The following is a 17700-nucleotide window of genomic DNA, read 5'->3' on the forward strand; positions in this document are numbered from 1 at the left end:
CTCCCGAAAGGGCTGCGACGCCCCGGGAGTACCGCATTACCAGGACAGCCGAACGCGGCGGAAGCCGGCCCACCAACAAGGACCGGCAGGTGCCAGCCCCGCATCGGCGCGGTCCGTGGACGGCGTGCCCTGTTCGGAATGCGGACACGAAAGGTGGCTGCGGCGGCTCCGGGGCGTCTTCGTTCGAAGGGTCGGGAAAGTCCTACTGTGTCGGAGGTTTCGTTTGTCGAGCAGAGGTAGGTTTGCGAATGTCCAGCGACCAGTCAGCGCGCACAGCCGGTAACAGTGCCACGCCGGCTGGGATCGACGCCAGCACGGCCAGTGTCGCGCGGGTTTATGACGCGATCCTGGGCGGCGAGCACAACTACGAGGTGGACCAGGAAGTCGCGCAGTCGATCTTCGAGGTCTCGCCGGACGCGCGGCGCACCGCCCAGGCGATCCGGCAGTGGCTCGTTCGCGTGGTGCGCTGGCTCTCCGGTCCGGCCGGCATGGACCAGTTCCTGGACGTGGGATCGGGGTTGCCCACCGCGGAGAACACCCACGAGGTCGCGCAACGGAACAACCCGCGGGCGCGGGTGGTCTACGTCGACAACGACCCCCTTGTCTCCGCGCACAGTGACACCCTCCTTGGGGCCAACCCGAACGCGAACTTCGTCGAGGGGGACCTGACCAGGCCGCAGGAGCTGCTGCGGCACCCGACCGTCACCGGCACCCTGGAGCTGGACCGCCCCTTCGTCCTGATGCAGTGCAACACGCTGCACCACCTCATGGACGAGCAGCGCCCCCACGAGCTCATGCGGACCTACATCGACGCGCTTCCCTCAGGGTCCTACGTGGCGCTGTGCCACTTCTGGGACCCGGCCGACGAGGACCCGGAGCTCAGCGAGTTCGCCAGGGAGGTCGAACACAGGTTCAGCACCAGCTCCATGGCGTCCGGGCGGTTCCGCACCCGCGCGGAGATCACCTCCTACTTCGACGGGCTGGAACTGGTCGAACCGGGGCTGGTGGAGCTGCACGAGTGGTGGCCGGACGGGCCCCGGACGCAGCCCTTGATTCCGATGGACCACGTCTTCCTCGGCGGAGTGGGGCGCAAGCGGTAACCAACGCGTGTCTCAGTGCTATAAACAGCGGACGTGCAAAAAGTCAGTCGCCTGACTGTAAACCCCCGCGTGGCCACGGGCGTCGTCTAGTAACGAGGCTGTGCGGGTGCTAGACCGGCCGCTCCGGGAGTGAGAGGGGATCTCGCCCGGGGCGGCTCCGCTGTCTCGCTGTACACCGCACTCATCCCCTCGCCCCCGTTCTGTGCGGAATCCCCCTACCGAGATCGACATAAGGAGATCCCATGCACGATCAGCCGCCGAAGGCGGGCATGTCCACCGGCGCCAAGATCGGCGTCGGCTGTGGCGGGTGCCTCGTAGTGGTTCTGATCCTGGCCCTGTTCGCGGGGTGCGCGGCGATGCTGTCCGGCGATGACGGTGATGGCGGCGGCTCCGGCTCGGACTCCGGATCCGACAGCGGCGGCGAGGAAGGCGGCGAGGAGGCTACCGGGATCGGCGACACCGTCGAGACCGGCGTGTTCGCGTTCACCGTGACCGACGTCGAGACCGGCGTGAACGAGGTGGCCGACGAGTCCGGATACCTGACCGAAACCCCGGACGGCCAGTACGTCATCGTGTCCGTGACGGTCGAGAACATCGGCGATGAGTCCGGCACGTTCGAGAGCGGCAGCCAGACGCTCATCGACGGCGAGGACAGGGAGCACTCGACTGACACTGCGGCCGAGATCACCGGAGGAGCCGAGAGTTTCCTGAACGAGGTCAACCCCGGCAACAGCGTTGAGGGCGAACTGATCTACGACATCCCGGCCGACGCTGAGCCGGCCTCCGTCGAGCTGAGCGACTTCCTGTCGCTGGACGAGCCGGTTAGTGTCGAGCTGAGCTAACACCGCGCCGCATGGCCGCCCTCGCCTCACCCTCCCGAGGCGGGGGCAGATTCATCCCACCCCTTCGGATCGAGCGGGAAGCCGGCCAATGGCGAGGATGGACGCGCCGGGGACTGACGGGCCGCGCGCCGTACGGCCCATAGGGCGCCCTGTGCCGGTGGGGGTGCTCCGGACACAGCCGAGGACTGGTCCCAGCCGCTCGGCGAGGGGCGTGCCCAGGCGGAGGTAGAACCCGGCGGCGACCGCTTCCGTCAGCGCGTGCTACTCGGGTAGGCGTGTTCGGCGGCGCGCACCACCCGCCCACCGCGCCACCCCGGCATCGGAGCGTGTGCTGGTGTCTGTTGGGGTTGGGGTAGGGAACGCGGCGGCGGGGACGAGCTGGGACATGAGTTACGAGGCAGGTCTACTGGTCTGCTTTGCGGCTGGCGCGCTCTCCGGTGTGGTCGTCTGCGTGCTGCACGCGGCGCTGGGCCAGGGGACCGCAACGGGTGCGCCCGCGCGGAGGTTCTTCGTGCTCAGCGCGTCGGCGTTGGCGATCGGCTGGACCCTCGCCATGTTCGACCGCGGCATTGGTGTGAACATGCAGTCGGTCCTGTCCACCGCCGCGGGGCTGTCGCTCTCGGCGTTGCTCATCGCGTGGGGGAAGGTCCTCTTCACGCGCCGCGACCGCTACGGAGACCTGCTCACGGGGGCGGCGGTGGGCACCGCGACGGGTCTCGTGTCGCTCCCAACCGTGTTCGTGACGCTCGTGGGAGCGCCGCTCGCGGGCGCGGTGAGCGGCTTCGTGGCCGGAGCCGCCGCGATGGGGGTGCGGCGGTCGTTTCGGTGCGGTGCTCTCGGGACCGTCCTGGGTGTACTGGCCGGTTGCATTGCCGGGGCGCTCGCCTTGCTCGCCACACTCCCGCTGGCCACGTTCGCGCTGCTCTACCTGTCCGCCCTGGTCTAGCCAGTGCCGGTGGTGCTCGTCAGGGCTGCGTGGCGGCGCGCACGAAGGTGAGGTCGTAGTCCTTGCGCCACGTGCGCCCCTCGTCCTCCGAAGCCTCCCAGCGCCCCTTGATGGCATCCTCCTGCACGTCGGCGAGGAAGCGCTGGTGGAAGTCGGGGTCCTCGCGGGTCAGCGTCCAGCTCGCGTGGTCGAATGTCATCTGGAACAGCCGGGACACCCCGCGCTCGTCGTGGTAAAGAGCCGCGTACGCATCGCGGGCGTCGCTGTGCCCGATCGCGAGGTCGTATCCCGGATGCCCGCCGATCTCGGAGCGCAGGACGATGAACGCGTCGCCGAGCCACTCGAAGGTCGCCCAGCCGTGCAGCTCGGTACCTGGCGGTTCGAGGAACCAGGCGTCCGACAGCGTCAACGTCCATCGGCCGACGAGGACATCCAGCGTGTCCAGACTCGGGTTGCGCATTGTTACCTCCACAGCCGTGATTGCCTCGAAGGTATGGACCGCGGGGAAACGCGGAACTCACCGGCGCGGAAGGCGGCAGCGGTCGCCGGTGCACCGCGGGTCAGCTCGCGGCGCCAAGCCGGCGGCATGCGCGCCTTCAGCCCGTGATCGGGGCTCGTGCCGGTTGTGCTCTGGTTCGGTGGACAGGTGCCCGTTGCTGGGTCTCCGAAGGTCCGGTTACCTCGTGCTGTATTGCTCCAGGTAGGCGGGCAGCACGGCCTCGTCGGGCATCCGCGGATCGGGCTCGGGGGCGCCGACCGCGCGCCGCACCGGAAGAACCCCGGCCCAGTGCGGCAGGTGCACGTCCTCCGGGTCGTCGTCCACTCCGCCGCTGCGGACCTTCGCGGACACTTCGGCGAGGTCGAGGCGCAGCACCCCGGTCGCGGCGAGCTCCTTGGCGGAAGGAGGCCGGATGTCCGCGGCCCGACCCGGCACCACATGGTCGACGATGCGGTCCAACGCGAGCCGGGACTCCCGCTCGTCGGTGACGCGGTAGGCCGTCCCATGGGCGACCACCGAGCGGTAGTTCACCGAGTGGTGCATAGCCGAACGAGCCAACACCAGGCCGTCCAGGCAGGTGACCGTCACGCACACCGGAACGCCCTCCCGGGCCAGCAGCATCAGCCGGCTGCCGCTGGAGCCGTGCAGGTAAAGGCGGTCGTCCACCCGTGCGAACAGCGTGGGCAGCACCACCGGCGCCGTGTCGGCGACGAAGCCCACGTGGCACAGGTACTCCGCGTCCAGGATCTCGTGCACCAGGGTGCGGTCGTAGCCGGCCCGATCGCTGTTGCGGGTGGGTGTGGTGCGGGGGGTCGGGGAGTAATCGGCTGGGCTGGCGGTCATTGCACTCCAATTTGAACTAGTACATAATAATATTTGTGCTAGATGAATCTTGGTGGGCAGCCTACATAACCGACCGCCGCAGCGCCACGGGGATTGCCGCGGGGGTGGAGCGCGCGGTGAACGCCGGCGTGCTCACCGCCGGCCGCGCCCTGCCCCCGATCCGGGCCTTCGCGGGCGAGCTCGGGGTGAACCCGAACACGGTCTCCGCCGCCTACCAGACGCTGCGCCGCCGGGGCGTGGTGGAGACGGCGGGCCGCCGCGGCACGCGGGTCCGCCCCCGCCTCGGCTCGGCGCTGCGCGAGGACATCGCGGTCGCCGTTCCCGAGAGCGCGCGCGACCTGTCCAGCGGGAACCCCGACCCCAAGCTGCTGCCCGCGCTTGGCGGACCGCTCGGCGACGCGGTCCGGGGTGCCGAGCCAGTGCTCTACGGGCAGCCCGCCGACGACGGCGAGCTGCACCGGGTGGCCACCGAGTCGTTCCGCGTTGACGGGGTGCCCGACGGGACGGTGGCCGTCGCCGGAGGGACGCTGGACGCGGTGGAGAAGGCGCTGCTGACCCGGCTGCGCCCGGGAGACCGGGTCGCCGTGGAGGACCCCGGCTGGCACGCCCTGCTCGACCTGCTCGGGCTGCTCGGGCTGGAGCCGCACGGCGTATCCGTAGACGACGAGGGGCCGCTGCCCGACGAGCTCGCGGGTGCCCTGGGCGCCGGAGCGCGGGCCGCGGTGGTGACGTCGCGGGCGCAGAACCCGTTCGGATCCGCGCTGGGTGGCCAACGGGCCGAGGCGCTGCGCGGCGTGTTGGCGGCCCACCCCGAGGTGCTGCTGGTCGAGGACGACCACGGTTTCGCGTTCACCTCGGCGCCGTTCCACAGCCTGGCCCCGGCAGCCCGGGACTGGATGCTGGTGCGTTCGGCTTCGAAGTCCCTTGGCCCCGACCTACGCATCGCGGCGCTGGTCGGGGATTCTGAGACCGTGGCCGGGGTGCGCACCCGGCAGCGGGTCACCCACGGCTGGGTCCCGCATGTGCTGCAGCGTGCCGCGGCACGGCTGTGGCGGGAAGCGGGGGAGTGGTCGCGGCAGGTCGCGGCCAGCTACGACGGGCGCCGGCAGACCCTGCTCGACGCCCTCACCGGGTATGCGGTGCCGGCATACGGCCGCAGCGGGCTGAACGTGTGGGTGCCCGTATCCGAGGAGACCGGGGTGGTGAGCCGGTTGCAGGAGCGCGGTTGGGCTGTGGCCCCCGGTGCCCGGTTCCGCCTCGCCAGCCAGCCGGGGATCCGGATCACCACCGCGTCACTCGACCCCGCCGTGGCCCCCTCTCTCGCTTCCGACGTCGCCGCGGCCCTGCGTCCCGAACCCACCGGGCGCGGCACCTAGTCCGGTGGTGTGGGCGGGCATCCGGCGAAGGCGGCGGGTGGCCAGGGCGGTGCCCATCGGTGCTGGCTGCCAACGGTGGCGCGCGACGGGCTCCGCGCTGTTGTGTACCGGTCCTGACCGCGGGGCCATGTTCAGCGCCGGGAACGACCCCGCGGACACCCGAGATGCGCCCCGTTAGGTGCCGCACCACGTACCCACGTCACCGATCTTGGCCAGCAGCCAGGACATCGCCGAACAGCGAGGGGGAGGCGTTCGCGCCTGTGACCACGGTCGCCAGCACATCGCCCGGCAGATCGTGCTTCGCGATGGCGGCGAGACCAGCCGCCCCCGCGGGTTCCGGCAACACCCCGAGAGTCGCCAGAGCGGTGCGCATCGCGGCGAGCATGTCCGCGTCGTCCACGACCACCATGTCGTCCACCAGCAAGCGCATGCGGCTCACCGACTCCGGGATCGGTGAACTGATCGCGATGCCCTCCGCGAAGGTGTCCGCGCGTTCGGTTGGACACGCTCGGCCGGCCCGCCAGCTCTCCACCATGCTCGCCGCGCCCGTGGCGCACACCCCGACGATCCGCGTGTGCGGAGCGTACTCCTTGATCCACCGGGCGACACCGGTGATCAGCGCGCCGTCACCAACCGGCAGCGCCACCGTGTCGACCCTGCCAGCGGTGAGAAGCTCGACGCCGATGGTGCCCGCGCCCTCCGCGATGCGCGGGTGCTGGCCGTCCTTGACAAAGACGCTGTCCTCGTGTGCGGCGGCGTAGTCACGAGCGGCCTCCTCGGTGCGGCCCTCGCTGACCTCGTGCACGCGCGCGCCGAGGGAGGTCATCCTGGTCAGCTTGACCGGGCTGACTCCGGCGGGAACGAACACCTCAGCGCTTAGGCCGTGCCTGGCTGCCGCATAGCCGATGGCCTGCCCGAAGTTCCCGGTCGACGTGCACACCAGCCGGGTGCCCGGCTCGAACTCGCGGGCGAGCAGGTCGACGCCCCTGCCCTTGAAGCTGCGCAGCGGGTTCAGGGTTTCGACCTTGACCACCACACGCCTGCCAAGCGCGGCGCAGAGCTGCTCGTCGACGAACTGCGGCGTGTTGCGGAACACCGGGTCAATCAGACTCGGGGCTTCCGCGATCTTCGTGAGCTCGAGATCCGTACTGTGCATGCGGGTGCCTCTCATGTGCGCTGGCTGTACCTCTCGTGGAGCGCATCCGTCGCCGAGTGACTTCAGGGCGCCGGCGGCTCGGCCGCGGGGAGGGTGACGCGGAACCGGGCCCCGCCACCGGGGGCGTTCTCCGCCTGGGCCGTACCGCCGTGCGCCGCGGCGAGAGCGGCGACGATGGCCAGGCCCAACCCTGCCCCACTGTCCGCATGGGCGCGGTGCCCTCCGGACCGGAAGAAGCGTTCGAACACCCGCTCCGGTTCGGTCTCCCCGAGCCCTGGCCCGTTGTCGGCCACCTCGATGATCGCCGACGTTTCCTCCGCGCGGAGCCGCACGTCCGCGCGGGTTCCTTCGGGCGTGTGCCGGGTAACGTTGACCAGTAGGTTCCCGAGCAGGCGCCGCAGCCGCTCGTCCTCCCCGGACACCCACACCGGCCCTCCAGCACGGAGGTCGAACCGCCGTCGCGGATCCGCCGCACCGGCGTCGGCTACCGCGTCCGCGGCGAGCGCCCTGATGTCAACGGGGTCCCGCCGGAGTTCGGCGGGCTCCTCGTCGAGCCGCGCGAGCAGCAGCATCTCCTCCACGAGCGCGCCCATCCGCCGGGACTCGGACTCGATCCGGTCCATCGCCTTGGCGAGGTCCTCGGGCCGATCAGCGGCTCCGCGCCGAAACAGCTCCGCGTAGCCGCGCACCGTCGCCACGGGCGTGCGCAACTCGTGTGCGGCGTCGGAGACGAACCGCCTCAGCCGCCGTTCGGACGCGTCCCGCGCCTCGATGGCCTCCTGCACCTGGTTGAGCATCGCGTTGAACGCGGTGGCGAGGCGCCCGACCTCGGTGTTCTGGCCGGCGGTCGGAGCGCGCCGGGAGAGGTCGCCCGCCGCGATCCCGTCCGCGGTGTCCGCGACGCGGCGCAACGGGCGCATCGCCCGCCCGACCATAGGCCAGGACAGCGCGACCACCACCACCAACGACGCGATCGAGCAGGCCAGGGCGATGCGGCCCACCCGGCCCACGAGCTGTTCGGTCGCGGTGTCGGGCATAGCTACCACCAACATTCCGCCATCCGGTAGCCGGGCGGTCCGTACCAGCCAGCCGGCGTCATCGTCGCCACCACCACGGGCCGGGGCCCGCGTGAACGTCTCGGTGCCGGAGCCAGCAGGGATGGCGTCGGCGGGCAAGGGGTCGGCCAGAGCGGGCGCGCCCCCGTTGGACACGGTCTCCAGCACGGCTCCGTGGTCATCCCGGAGCTGGAAGAACGACGGGACCTGCCCCTCAGCCGGCGCGAACGGCGATGCCGGAGGCAGGGTGGGGTCCCCAGCGGGGAGGTCGGCGGCCAGCGCCTGCCCGGTGTCGCGGAGCACGGCGTGCCGGGTGTCGCCCGCCCAGTCCTGAACGGCGCCGAACATCGCGCCGGTGGGAACAGAGATGCCGAGCACGAGTAGTGCCGCGAGGAGCAGCACCAACCGCCCTCGAAGCGACAGCCGCCGCTGCGGTTCGCTGGAACGCGCGGTCACGGGCCGCGCCTCCCATCGGCGGTGCGGTGTGACCGCGTCACCGCTCCGGGGCCGTTTCGTCCGCGGGCTGGGTGCGCACCATGTAGCCGACCCGTGGGAGGGTGCGGATCAGTGGTGTGCTCCCGCGGTCGACCTTGCGCCGGAGATAGCTGATGTAGGTCTGGACCACTCCGCCGCTCCCTCCGAAGTCGTACTCCCACACGTGGTCGAGGATCTGGCTCTGGGACAGCACCCGTCCCGCGTTGACCACCAGGTACCGCAGGAGCTTGTACTCGGTGGGTGTGAGGTCGATCGGGTGCCCGCCCCTGCGGACGGAGCGCGTGTCCTCGTCGATCTCCAGGTCCGCGACGGTGAGCACACTGGTGCGGGTGCCGTTGCCGGTCCGGCGGAGCACGGCGCGCACGCGGGCGACGAGTTCCTCCAGGCTGAACGGTTTCGGGACGTAGTCATCCCCGCCTGCCGTGAGTCCCGCCACCCGGTCGGCCGTGCTGTCGCGCGCGGTGAGGAAGACGACGGGCACGTCGCGTGCCCCGGCGCGCAGGCGCCGGCACAGGTCCACTCCGGAGCCGTCGGGAAGCATCACGTCGAGCACGATGAGATCGGGACGGAAGCGGGCGTACTCGCTCGCCGCCGCGGCGGCGGTTCCCGCGGTGACCGTGGTGAAGCCCTCGTAACGCAACGCTGTGGCTACGAGATCGGCGAGGTAGTCCTCGTCGTCGACAACGAGGACCCGTGGCGCGGTGGATGTGGTCACGCGCCCAGTTTGACCGAACCAGCGGTGCGGTTCCCAGGGGCCGCCGCATTTCCACAGAACTCTCTAAGAACCCGCACAGAGCCCCGGAAGATCGGCTTGGTCGTCTGGGCGGCATGGAAACCTTGTCGCGTCTTGTGCTCGGGCACCGCGTGCTCGTCGTCGTGTTCTCACTGGCCGCCGTGCTGGTCGGGTTAGCGTCGGCGGCGCTGGTCGCGCCCAAACTGACCAGTGACTTCCCGCATTCCGGTGTGGATGCGTGGGAGGCCAACCAGGCCATCGTCGAGTCCCACAGTGCCGGCGGGGAGGAGCGGCCCAGTGTCGCGGTGATCGTCCTGCCCTCCGGAAGCAACGCGGCGGACCCGGACACGGCCCGCACCGTGGGGAAGGCCTTCGCCGCGCTCGCCGACACCGAGGACGCACGCACCCACTCCTACGCCGACACCGAAGACCCGGCCCTTCTCGGGGACGATGGGCGGACCACAGCTGGCCTGGTCTACTTCGGGGCCGCCGAGGACGGCAGCCCTCCGGGCGGCGGCCTCGGCGAGGTCCCCGACCGCTCCCCAGCCATCGAGGAGACCCTGCTCGCTGAGCTGCCCGCCGGGAGCGCGGTCCACGCGACCGGCCTGGACGCGCTGGCTCCCGGCGAGGACGCCGGCGGTCTGAACGTTCCGGTCAAGATCGCGGTCACCTCGCTCGCCGCCATCGTCGTGCTGGCCCTCGTGTTCCGTTCCGGCCTGGCGTTCCTGCCGTTCCTCATCGCCCTCGTGGCCATTCCGCTGTCCTTCACGGGGCTGCTGTTGTTCACCCTGGTGGGTGACGTGCACACCCAGGCGATGACGCTGCTCCCGCTCCTGGGGCTGGGGTTGGCCATCGACTACGCGCTGGTGCTCACCACCCGCTGGCGGGAAGAGCTGGCCCGGGGCTACGCCGGCGATGAGGCGGTACACCGCTCCATGGCGACAGCCGGCCGTTCCGTCCTGTTCAGCGCGGGAACGGTCGCGATCGGCCTCGCCGTGATGCTGTTCCTTCCGGTGATGTTCCTCCGCAGCCTGGGCGCCGCGGGCCTGCTGATCGCCGGTGCGAGCGCGCTCGTGACCCTGACGCTGCTGCCCGTGCTGCTGGCGCGGCTCGGTCGCTCCGGCGGAACGACCGCCGCCGTGCCGCGTGCCGACCGCGGCTGGGCCGCCTGGGGGAAGGCGGTGGTGCGCTGGCGGTACCCGGCGGCCCTGGTCACCGGGGGTGCTCTTGCCGCTCTCTGCGTGCTCGCCCTCGACATCGACATGGGAGTTCCCGACAGCCGCGACCTCGCCGGCTCCGGGCCGGCCCACGCGGGAGTGGTGGCCCTCGACGAAGCCGGCATCGGGCGCGGCGTGCTGACCCCGGTCCAGGTGCTCGTGCCCGCGGGCACGGACGCCGACCGGGTCGCGGCCGACGTCGCGGCGGACCCGGGTGTGGCCACGGCCCTCACCGGGCCCCCAGCCGCCGACGGCTCCCGCATGCTGGAGGCGGTCCCTACCGCCGAGACCGGCACCACCGAGGGTGTGGCTACCATCGACCGGCTGGTGAACCTGGTACCGGATGAAGTGATGGTCGGCGGGTACGCGGCGCAGAACGCGGAGCTTGTCGCGCAAACCTACGGCGCGTTCCCTTGGGTGCTGCTGATGACCGCCCTGGTCACGTTCGTCCTCCTGGCCCGGGCGTTCCGCTCACTGGTCCTGGCAATCAAGGCGATCCTGTGCAATCTGCTGTCGCTGGGCGCGGTTCTTGGCGCGATGGTCGTGGTGTGGCAGTGGGGGATCGGCACCGAGGCGCTCTTGGGCCTCGAAGCGACCGGCACCGTTGGCCAGTTCGTGCCGATCACCATCTTCGCGTTCCTGTACGGGCTGTCCATGGACTACGAGGTGTTCATCCTCGCCCGGATGCGGGAGAGCCGCGATCGCGGCGCCAGCACCGAACGCGCCGTCATCGACGGCGTGGCCCGGACCGGGCGCCTGGTGACGAGCGCCGCGCTGATCCTGTTCTTCTCGTTCGCGGCGATGGCTTCCGGCGGCGAGCTGGATGTCGCGGTGTTCGCCACCGGCATGGGACTGGGAATCCTGATCGACGCCACCCTGGTCCGCGGCGTGCTGGTGCCGGCCACGGTGGCGATGATGGGGCGGTGGAACTGGTGGCTGCCCGGGTGGGCGGCGCGCTTGCTTCGTGTCGAGCCCGCTCCGCTGCCAAAGCTCCAACCACCGGACCGGCCGCGGCGCGGCGGTGACCGCGCCCCGGCCACGATCAGCGCCGGGTCGACAACCGACGTGATGTAGGCGAGACGGAGCCGCTCGTGCTTGACGCCTTGGCCGCCGGGCCGGAGAGTTGTGTGGTGACCTCACACGTACCCGGCGACCGCGTCTGGCACGGGCGGCTCGAACACGTCCCGGCCCGGTCGCTAAGCGGCCAAACCCAGCAGACGTCCGGCATGAGCAGGCTGGAGGCGATCTCCGGCACGACCGTGGGGTCCCACAGGATCTGGATGGGCCAGACCCACGTCGCGCCGGAGACCAACTCCGGCGACCACCACCACGGCGAGGCCGAGACCGCCATCTACGTGGTCTCGGGGCACCCCTCGTTCGTGTTCGCCGAGGGCGGCGAGGAAACGCGCATCGACACCGCGCCCGGTGACTTCATCTTCGTCCCGCCCTACGTCCCCCACCGCGAGGAGAACCCCTCTCCCGATGAGGAGGCGGTGGTGGTCATCGGGCGCAGCACCCAGGAAGGCATCGTGGTCAACCTGCCCGACCTGTGGTCCACCGAGGGCATCCCGGCCGATGTGCTCGACCCGGGGCACGCGGACGGCCAGCCGGGCGGATAACCACTCCACCGTTTCTACCGGCTCATTCGCCCGCCACCGATGTCATGGACACCTGCCAGAAACCGGCGTAGGGGCCGCCGCGGCGCAGCAGGTCGTCGTGGCTTCCTTCCGCCACGATCCGGCCCTGCTCCAGGAAGAGGACTCGGTCGGCGCGTTGGACGGTCCGCAACCGATGGGCGACCATCACCACCGTCCTGCCCGCCATCAAGCGCTCGATTCCCGCGTGGACGGCCGCCTCGTTCACCGGATCCAGCGCGGAGGTCACCTCGTCCAGCAGCACGATCGGCGCGTCCTTAAGTAGCGCCCGCGCGATCGACACCCGCTGGCGCTCACCGCCCGAGAGCAGTGCGCCGCCCTCGCCGACGTTCGTCTTCCAGCCGTCGGGCAACCGCTCGACCACCTCGTCCAACCGCGCCGCGGCCGCTGCCGCACGGACCTGTGCGTCGTCGGCGCCGTAGCGGCCGAGCCGTACGTTCTCCTCGATGGTGCCGTCGAAGAGGTAGACATCCTGGAAGACGATGGCGATCCGCGCCATCAGCACCTCGGTGCCGATCGCGCGCACGTCCACACCGCCCACGCGCACCGCGCCCGCGTCCACGTCAAAGAACCGCGCGAGCACCTGCAGCAGGCTGGTCTTCCCGGCCCCCGACGGGCCGACGACGGCGAGTCGTCGTCCCTCCGGCACCGACAGCGAAACCCCGTCGAGCACCGTGCGGTCGCTCTGCCGGAAGGTGATGGAGTCGAAGCTAAGGTCATGGCGCTCCGGCCGGACCGGTTCGGCCGCCTCCGGCAGTGGCTCGGTGTTCAGGATCTTTTCGAGCCTCTCCAGTTCGGTGCGCGCGGCCCGCAGCTGACCGCCGAGGTCCGACAGCGACAGCAGCGGATCCGCGCAGCGGGCGGCCAGTACCAGGATCGCCAGGAGCTCCGCCGCACCGATGCCTCCGCCGAGGGCGAGGTAGGTACCCAGGACCAGCAGCACGGTGAACACCGCCTGCACGGTGAGCGCCAGGCCCAGCACACCCGGCAGTGCCGACAGCGCGGAACGGCGGGACGCGCGCTGCAGTCCACGCAGTGAGTCGTCGAGCAACCGGAAGCGTTCCGCGGCCCGGCCGCCGACGCGCAGTACCGGCTGGACCTGGAGATATTCGATGACCCGACCGGTGGCCTCCTGGTCGCGTTCGGCGCGCTCCGCGTCGGCGGCGGCCATCGAGCGCCCCGTCCGGGCCTGGACCGCCGCCACGAGCGGGACGGCGACCAGTGCGGCCAGACCCAGCCGCCAGTCGAAGGCGAGCAGCACGGCGACGATCGCCAGGGGGGTCACGGCGGCGGAGACCAACGGTGCCAGCAGGTGCGCGATCACGCCCATCGCCCGCAGCACGCCCTGGCTCGCCAGGACGGACACCTCCCCGACGCGGCCCGCGCTGTACCAGCCGACGGGCAGCCGGGCCAGATGGTCGCCGAGTCGGTGGTACATGCCGCGCAGCAGCGTGGTCCCGGCGAGGAAACCGGACAGGTCGCCGAGGTAGCGCAGCACCGCGTAGACCGCGACCGCGGCCCCGAACGCGACCAGCCAGGGCACCGCGTCCGCCGGAGTGTCCCCCAGCAGGGCCCGCAGCACGGGGACCAGCAGCGCGTAGGACAGGCCTTCGAGGATCGCGGCCGCCGCCATCAGGGCCACGGTGCGGCGCACCGGCCGGGAGTACTCACTTCCCAGCACGCGCAGCAGCGTCGGGATCATCGGGTCTCGCCTCCTTGCCGTACGCCGCCGCGGGCCTCGGCCCCATTGGCCTCCGCCGATCGGTGGGATCGCCAGAACTCCGCGAACCGCCCGTCCTGCGCCAGCAGCCCGGCCGGCGTTCCGCGCTCGATGATCGCCCCGTCCTCCAGCATCACGACGGTGTCGGCGTCGGCGACCGTCTCCAGGCGATGAGCGATGACCAGGATCGTCCGTTCCCCGCCCAGTGTCGACAGGGCCCGGCGCACCGCCCGTTCGGTCTGCGGGTCGGCGAAGGCGGTCGCCTCGTCGAGCACCAGCACGGGCGTGTCGGCGAGCAGGGCGCGCGCGATCGCGATCCGCTGCGCCTCGCCGCCCGACAGCCGGGCCTCGTCGCCGATCACCGTGTCGTATCCGTGCGGCAGTTCCCGGACGCGGTCGTGGATGTTCGCCAGCCGGGCGGCGCGGACCACGGAGTCGCGGCCGGCCAGGGGCACCGCCAGTGCGATGTTGTCCGCCACCGAGGCGCGCAGCAGCCGTACGTCCTGGAAGACGAAGGAGAGCGCGGAGTAGAGGTCCCCGGTGCCGATCTCGCGCAGGTCCACGCCGCCGAGGGTGACCGAGCCGTGCGTCGGGTCGAAGAACCGCGGCAGCAGCTGAACCAGCGTGGATTTGCCGCTTCCTGACGGCCCCACGACCGCGGTGACCGTCCCCGGCTCAAGCACCAGGTCGATTCCCCGCAGCACCTCGTGATCGGCAACGTATGCGAACCGGACGCCTCGCAGCTCCACCCGGTGCCCCCGTGGGGCGACCGGATGCGCGGGCTCCGGCAGCGGCCGCACCCCGAGCACTTCCCGGATCCGCCCGACCGCGCGCCGGGCGGCCTGCATGTCGTCGAACCCGTGGCCGAGCGCGGCCACTGGGGCGGTCAGGCCCAGGCCGAGCAGCAGGAAGGGGAGCAGGTCCGCTGGGGCCAGGCCGCCGGACATGATCAGGGCCGCACCGCCGACCAGCACGACCAGCAGTACGAACGGCGACGACAGCGCCAACTGCGTTCCGGCGGCGACCTTGGCGAGCCTGCGGACCATCCGGTAGAAGGAGTCGACGAAACCGTCCACGGCTGTGCGGAACGCGTTGTGGGCGCGCCCGGAGCCGCCGAACACCTTGACCACCGACAGGCCTTGGACGAACTCGACGACGGAGTTCGCGATCCGCCCCATCGCCGCATCGAACTCCTCTTGTTCGCGCCGCCGCTCCGGGGTCGCCATCAACGGGACCAGTGCCACCGCCAGTGCCACCGGTATCAGCGTGATCAGCGTGAGCCGCCAGTCGACGGTGAACAGGTAGACCAGCGACACCGCCGGAACGACGAACGCCGAGACGAGCTCGCCGGGCGTGTGGGCGATGAAGGGGTGCACCGCGCTGACGTCCTCTCCCACCACCTTCGCCAGCTCACCGGTGCGGCGCTGGGACAGGCGGCCGAGCGGTGCGCGCCCCAGCCCCGCGGCCAGGGACCGCCGGAGCGACAGCTGCACCCGGCCGTCGAGGACGTGCGCGGTTCCGGCCGAGGCGGCTGTGAACACCAGCCGGACGAACAGGCCGACCGCGCCGAAGGCCACGATGGCCCACACCCGGCCGTCATCGGTCGGGCCGGGTGCCAGCAGGGCGCGGCCCAGTTCCGCGACCGCCAGCAGCGGCGCCAGCCCGGCGACGGCGCCGATCATCTGCAGGATGACGACCGTCGCGAAACCCCCGAGGAAGGGACGCAGCAGCCGTGCCGAGCCCGGTTCCGGCGCGGAGCCGGGCTGTGTCGGCGGAGTGCTCGGCTCCTCCTCTTGGGCGAGGTCAGTGGTGGTCATCGCATTCCCGCTTTCCTTGATCCCGCCGCGGCCGTGCCGTTGGCAGAGCCGGCGGTCGTGTGCCTCGGGGCGGCGAACCGCCTGAGTCGATCGGCGGGGGGCCATGGCCCCCCGCCGGACCGGACGGCCATGGCTCACTCCGCCAGGGCGCGGCGCAGCGCGGTGCCGAGCTCGGTGAACTGGAGCTGGGACACCTCGGCGGACTGGATCTGGTGCGACCCGTGGAACGTGCCGGCCCACTGGTGCAGTTCGACCGACACGCCCGCCTGGAGCAGGCGCACCGCGTAGTCGATGTCCTCGTCGCGGTTCGGGCAGAACTCCGCGGCGGTGATGTAGGCGGGCGGCAGGCCGGACAGATCCGTAGCCCGTGTCGGGGCGGCATACGGCGTGGCGGGCGCGGAGCCCAGGTAGTGGCTCCACGCCTGGGCGACCGTGTTCCTGGTCGCGAAGGGGGTATCGGTGAAGTTCCGCGCCGACCAGGTCTGCTGCCGGTCATCGAGGGCGGCCTGGTTGAGCAGCTGGAAGCGGATCGACGGCCCCTGCTGGTCCCGGGCGCGCAGCGCCACCGAGGCCGCGATCCCCGCACCAGCGCTGTGGCCGCCGACCGCGATCCGCGCCGGGTCGATCCCCAGCTCGGCCGCGTGCTCGGCGGTCCAGGCCAGCACCGCGTAGGCGTCGTCGAGCGCGGCGGGGAACCGCTGCTCGGGGGAGAGGCGGTAGGCCACCGAGATCACGGTCGCGCCGGAGTTGTTGGCGAGCAGCGCGGCCCACGGGTGCTCGGTGTCCAGCTCGCCCATGATGAATCCGCCGCCGTGCAGCCAGACGATGGCGCCCTGGGCCCGGGGCGGCCGGTAGATGCGCACCGGCACCTCGGGCTCGGTGGGGACCGTGCGGTCCTCGATCTCCAGGTCCGCCGTGTCCGGTGCGGGCAGAGTGGCGATCAACTCGGCGAGCTGTTTCCGCGAGGTGGGCGGGTCGCTCAGATCGGACGCGGGGAGTAGGGGCAGGTACGGTTCGAGTTCGGAATCCATGACGGTCATCCTCCGGCCTGCCGCCGCCGAGGGCATCCGCCGAGCGTCGCGCATTCTCCGTTCCTTGCGCGACAATCGCGCGTATCCTCCGGCCATGGATGCCTTGGTGGTCCGATTGTCGCAACTGGATACTGAAGCCGCGGGTGCACTGCGCGTCGTGTCGTTCTACGACACGCTGATGCGTCGACGGGTGGATCTTCCGGCGCTGCTCCGGGCCTCGGCGGGGCTCGCCGAGTGCGTGGCCGGGGTCCGGCTCCACGGCACGAGGCGGGGGATCCGCGTCGGGCCCGACGGCAGAGACGCCGCCGATCCGCCCATGCCCGCCTCCACCGCCATGCCGATCACCCTCGACGAGGAGGAGATCGGCACCGTGTGGCTGGAACGCGCCGGTCCGCCCTGTGCGCTCGACGACATGCTGCTGGACCGGCTCGCCATCGCCGCAGCGGCGGCCGTCGAGAAGCACGGGCCGGCCCCGACCACCATGGCCGACCCCGCGCTCATCGAACTGGTGATCAGCCCCGGCAGCGACCAGGCCGCCAGAGCCCGGGCGCTGCGCCTGCTCGGTTTCGCCGCCGATGTGCCGGTCCGCGTCGCCGCTGTCCGGTCGCCGCTTCCGCTCGACCAGGTCGGCTGCCGGGTCTGCCCGACCCGCCCGGTGAAGGCGGCATCGGTCGCGGGCGTGGGCGTCATCCTGGCCGCCACCGTCGACCCGGCCGGGTTTCCGGCGGGTGTTCGCGCGGGCCTCGGCGGCGCCGAGAGCCCCGACCGGTCCTGGCGGCAGGCGCACACCGCCCTCCGGTTCACCACCCCGCGCGTGCCCGTCGTGCACCACGACGACCTGGGCGTGTTCGCCCTGCTCGCCGAGGTGCCCCGGGACGCCGCGCGGGACAACGCCGACGTGGCCGCGATCGAGCACATGGCAGCAGCCCCGGAGGACCTGGAGACCCTGGACGTCTACTGCTCCGCGGGCTCGGTCCGCCGGGCCGCCGAACTCCTCCACCTGCACCACAGCAGCGTCGCTCGCAGGCTCGAACAGATCGGAAAGTCACTGGGCCTGGACCTCACCGACCCCACCGGCCTGACCCGGGCCAGGCTCGCCCTGACCACGTGGCGGCTGCTCAACGACTGATACGTCGCGAGGGCGGCCGTTCGGTTCGCCCGGGCGGCCGGTCCGTTACGGCCCCGCGTTCGCCGCAACGCGGAGCCGTGGCGCGC

The 17700-nt window shown here is 71.6% G+C and carries 15 protein-coding genes; 7 read left to right on the plus strand and 8 right to left on the minus strand.

Annotated elements, in window-relative coordinates; genetic code table 11:
* The first annotated feature begins 248 nt into the window (after nt 1-248).
* From F4561_RS02295 to F4561_RS02305, 3 genes are all read left to right on the plus strand, one after another.
* A complete protein-coding gene (locus F4561_RS02295) occupies nt 249-1100 on the plus strand; it encodes an SAM-dependent methyltransferase (RefSeq protein ID WP_184574306.1) in 852 nt (283 codons plus the stop codon).
* A gap of 242 nt (nt 1101-1342) precedes the next feature.
* A complete protein-coding gene (locus F4561_RS02300) occupies nt 1343-1942 on the plus strand; it encodes a DUF4352 domain-containing protein (RefSeq protein WP_246437121.1) in 600 nt (199 codons plus the stop codon).
* Between the two features lie 385 nt (nt 1943-2327).
* Nucleotides 2328-2888, plus strand: coding sequence for a hypothetical protein (locus tag F4561_RS02305; RefSeq protein ID WP_184574308.1), 561 nt, complete (start codon nt 2328-2330; stop codon nt 2886-2888).
* Nucleotides 2889-2907: 19 nt separating this feature from the next.
* Here the strand turns inward: F4561_RS02305 and F4561_RS02310 are convergent, their stop codons facing one another.
* Both F4561_RS02310 and F4561_RS02315 read right to left on the minus strand, forming a co-directional pair.
* Nucleotides 2908-3348, minus strand: coding sequence for a hypothetical protein (locus tag F4561_RS02310; RefSeq protein ID WP_184574310.1), 441 nt, complete (start codon nt 3346-3348; stop codon nt 2908-2910).
* Between the two features lie 216 nt (nt 3349-3564).
* Nucleotides 3565-4230: a pyridoxamine 5'-phosphate oxidase family protein gene (locus F4561_RS02315; RefSeq protein WP_184574312.1), complete on the minus strand. Its 666-nt coding sequence runs from the start codon at nt 4228-4230 to the stop codon at nt 3565-3567.
* Between the two features lie 35 nt (nt 4231-4265).
* Between F4561_RS02315 and F4561_RS02320 the strand changes: the two genes are divergently transcribed.
* Nucleotides 4266-5606, plus strand: coding sequence for an aminotransferase class I/II-fold pyridoxal phosphate-dependent enzyme (locus F4561_RS02320; protein WP_312885103.1), 1341 nt, complete (start codon nt 4266-4268; stop codon nt 5604-5606).
* Between the two features lie 199 nt (nt 5607-5805).
* Here F4561_RS02320 and F4561_RS02325 read toward each other — a convergent pair whose 3' ends face one another.
* From F4561_RS02325 to F4561_RS02335, 3 genes are all read right to left on the minus strand, one after another.
* Nucleotides 5806-6762 carry a threonine ammonia-lyase gene (locus F4561_RS02325; protein WP_184574314.1) on the minus strand — a complete coding sequence of 319 codons (957 nt, stop codon included), beginning with the start codon at nt 6760-6762 and terminating at the stop codon, nt 5806-5808.
* A 62-nt stretch (nt 6763-6824) separates the two neighbouring features.
* Entirely contained in the window at nt 6825-8273 is a 1449-nt protein-coding gene (locus F4561_RS33555) for a sensor histidine kinase (RefSeq protein ID WP_184574316.1), read from the minus strand.
* Nucleotides 8274-8310: 37 nt separating this feature from the next.
* On the minus strand, nt 8311-9027 hold the full coding sequence (locus F4561_RS02335) for a response regulator transcription factor (protein ID WP_184574319.1): 717 nt from the start codon (nt 9025-9027) through the stop codon (nt 8311-8313).
* A gap of 113 nt (nt 9028-9140) precedes the next feature.
* Here F4561_RS02335 and F4561_RS02340 point away from each other — a divergent pair, with 113 nt between their 5' ends.
* Both F4561_RS02340 and F4561_RS02345 read left to right on the plus strand, forming a co-directional pair.
* Nucleotides 9141-11336, plus strand: a complete 2196-nt coding sequence (locus F4561_RS02340) for an MMPL family transporter (protein WP_184574321.1) — start codon at nt 9141-9143, stop codon at nt 11334-11336.
* A 56-nt stretch (nt 11337-11392) separates the two neighbouring features.
* Nucleotides 11393-11881 (plus strand): cupin domain-containing protein, encoded by a 489-nt coding sequence (locus F4561_RS02345; protein WP_312885104.1) that lies wholly within the window; start codon nt 11393-11395, stop codon nt 11879-11881.
* A gap of 22 nt (nt 11882-11903) precedes the next feature.
* On the opposite strand, the gene F4561_RS02350 is transcribed toward F4561_RS02345, so the two are convergent.
* The 3 genes from F4561_RS02350 to F4561_RS02360 form a co-directional block, all read right to left on the minus strand.
* Nucleotides 11904-13619, minus strand: coding sequence for an ABC transporter ATP-binding protein (locus tag F4561_RS02350; protein WP_184574323.1), 1716 nt, complete (start codon nt 13617-13619; stop codon nt 11904-11906).
* Nucleotides 13616-15454, minus strand: a complete 1839-nt coding sequence (locus tag F4561_RS02355; RefSeq protein WP_184574325.1) for an ABC transporter ATP-binding protein — start codon at nt 15452-15454, stop codon at nt 13616-13618. The genes F4561_RS02350 and F4561_RS02355 overlap by 4 nt, the downstream gene beginning before the upstream one ends.
* A gap of 134 nt (nt 15455-15588) precedes the next feature.
* Entirely contained in the window at nt 15589-16485 is an 897-nt protein-coding gene (locus F4561_RS02360; protein WP_184574327.1) for an alpha/beta hydrolase, read from the minus strand.
* 94 nt (nt 16486-16579) lie between these two features.
* On the opposite strand from F4561_RS02360, the gene F4561_RS02365 reads away from it, so the two are divergent.
* The gene (locus tag F4561_RS02365) at nt 16580-17614 is read left to right on the plus strand and encodes a PucR family transcriptional regulator (protein WP_184574329.1); all 1035 of its coding nucleotides are present in this window, start codon (nt 16580-16582) and stop codon (nt 17612-17614) included.
* Nucleotides 17615-17700: the final 86 nt, after the last annotated feature.

Source organism: Lipingzhangella halophila, assembly GCF_014203805.1.
Classification (GTDB): domain Bacteria; phylum Actinomycetota; class Actinomycetes; order Streptosporangiales; family Streptosporangiaceae; genus Lipingzhangella; species Lipingzhangella halophila.

What these genes read in the sequence shown, in the direction of transcription:
- F4561_RS02295 (WP_184574306.1), top strand. Translation starts at nt 249, where the DNA reads ATGTCCAGCGACCAGTCAGCGCGCACAGCCGGTAACAGTGCCACGCCG.
- F4561_RS02300 (WP_246437121.1), top strand. Translation starts at nt 1,343, where the DNA reads ATGCACGATCAGCCGCCGAAGGCGGGCATGTCCACCGGCGCCAAGATC.
- F4561_RS02305 (WP_184574308.1), top strand. Translation starts at nt 2,328, where the DNA reads ATGAGTTACGAGGCAGGTCTACTGGTCTGCTTTGCGGCTGGCGCGCTC.
- F4561_RS02310 (WP_184574310.1), bottom strand. Translation starts at nt 3,348, where the DNA reads ATGCGCAACCCGAGTCTGGACACGCTGGATGTCCTCGTCGGCCGATGG.
- F4561_RS02315 (WP_184574312.1), bottom strand. Translation starts at nt 4,230, where the DNA reads ATGACCGCCAGCCCAGCCGATTACTCCCCGACCCCCCGCACCACACCC.
- F4561_RS02325 (WP_184574314.1), bottom strand. Translation starts at nt 6,762, where the DNA reads ATGCACAGTACGGATCTCGAGCTCACGAAGATCGCGGAAGCCCCGAGT.
- F4561_RS02340 (WP_184574321.1), top strand. Translation starts at nt 9,141, where the DNA reads ATGGAAACCTTGTCGCGTCTTGTGCTCGGGCACCGCGTGCTCGTCGTC.
- F4561_RS02350 (WP_184574323.1), bottom strand. Translation starts at nt 13,619, where the DNA reads ATGATCCCGACGCTGCTGCGCGTGCTGGGAAGTGAGTACTCCCGGCCG.
- F4561_RS02355 (WP_184574325.1), bottom strand. Translation starts at nt 15,454, where the DNA reads ATGACCACCACTGACCTCGCCCAAGAGGAGGAGCCGAGCACTCCGCCG.
- F4561_RS02360 (WP_184574327.1), bottom strand. Translation starts at nt 16,485, where the DNA reads ATGGATTCCGAACTCGAACCGTACCTGCCCCTACTCCCCGCGTCCGAT.
- F4561_RS02365 (WP_184574329.1), top strand. Translation starts at nt 16,580, where the DNA reads ATGGATGCCTTGGTGGTCCGATTGTCGCAACTGGATACTGAAGCCGCG.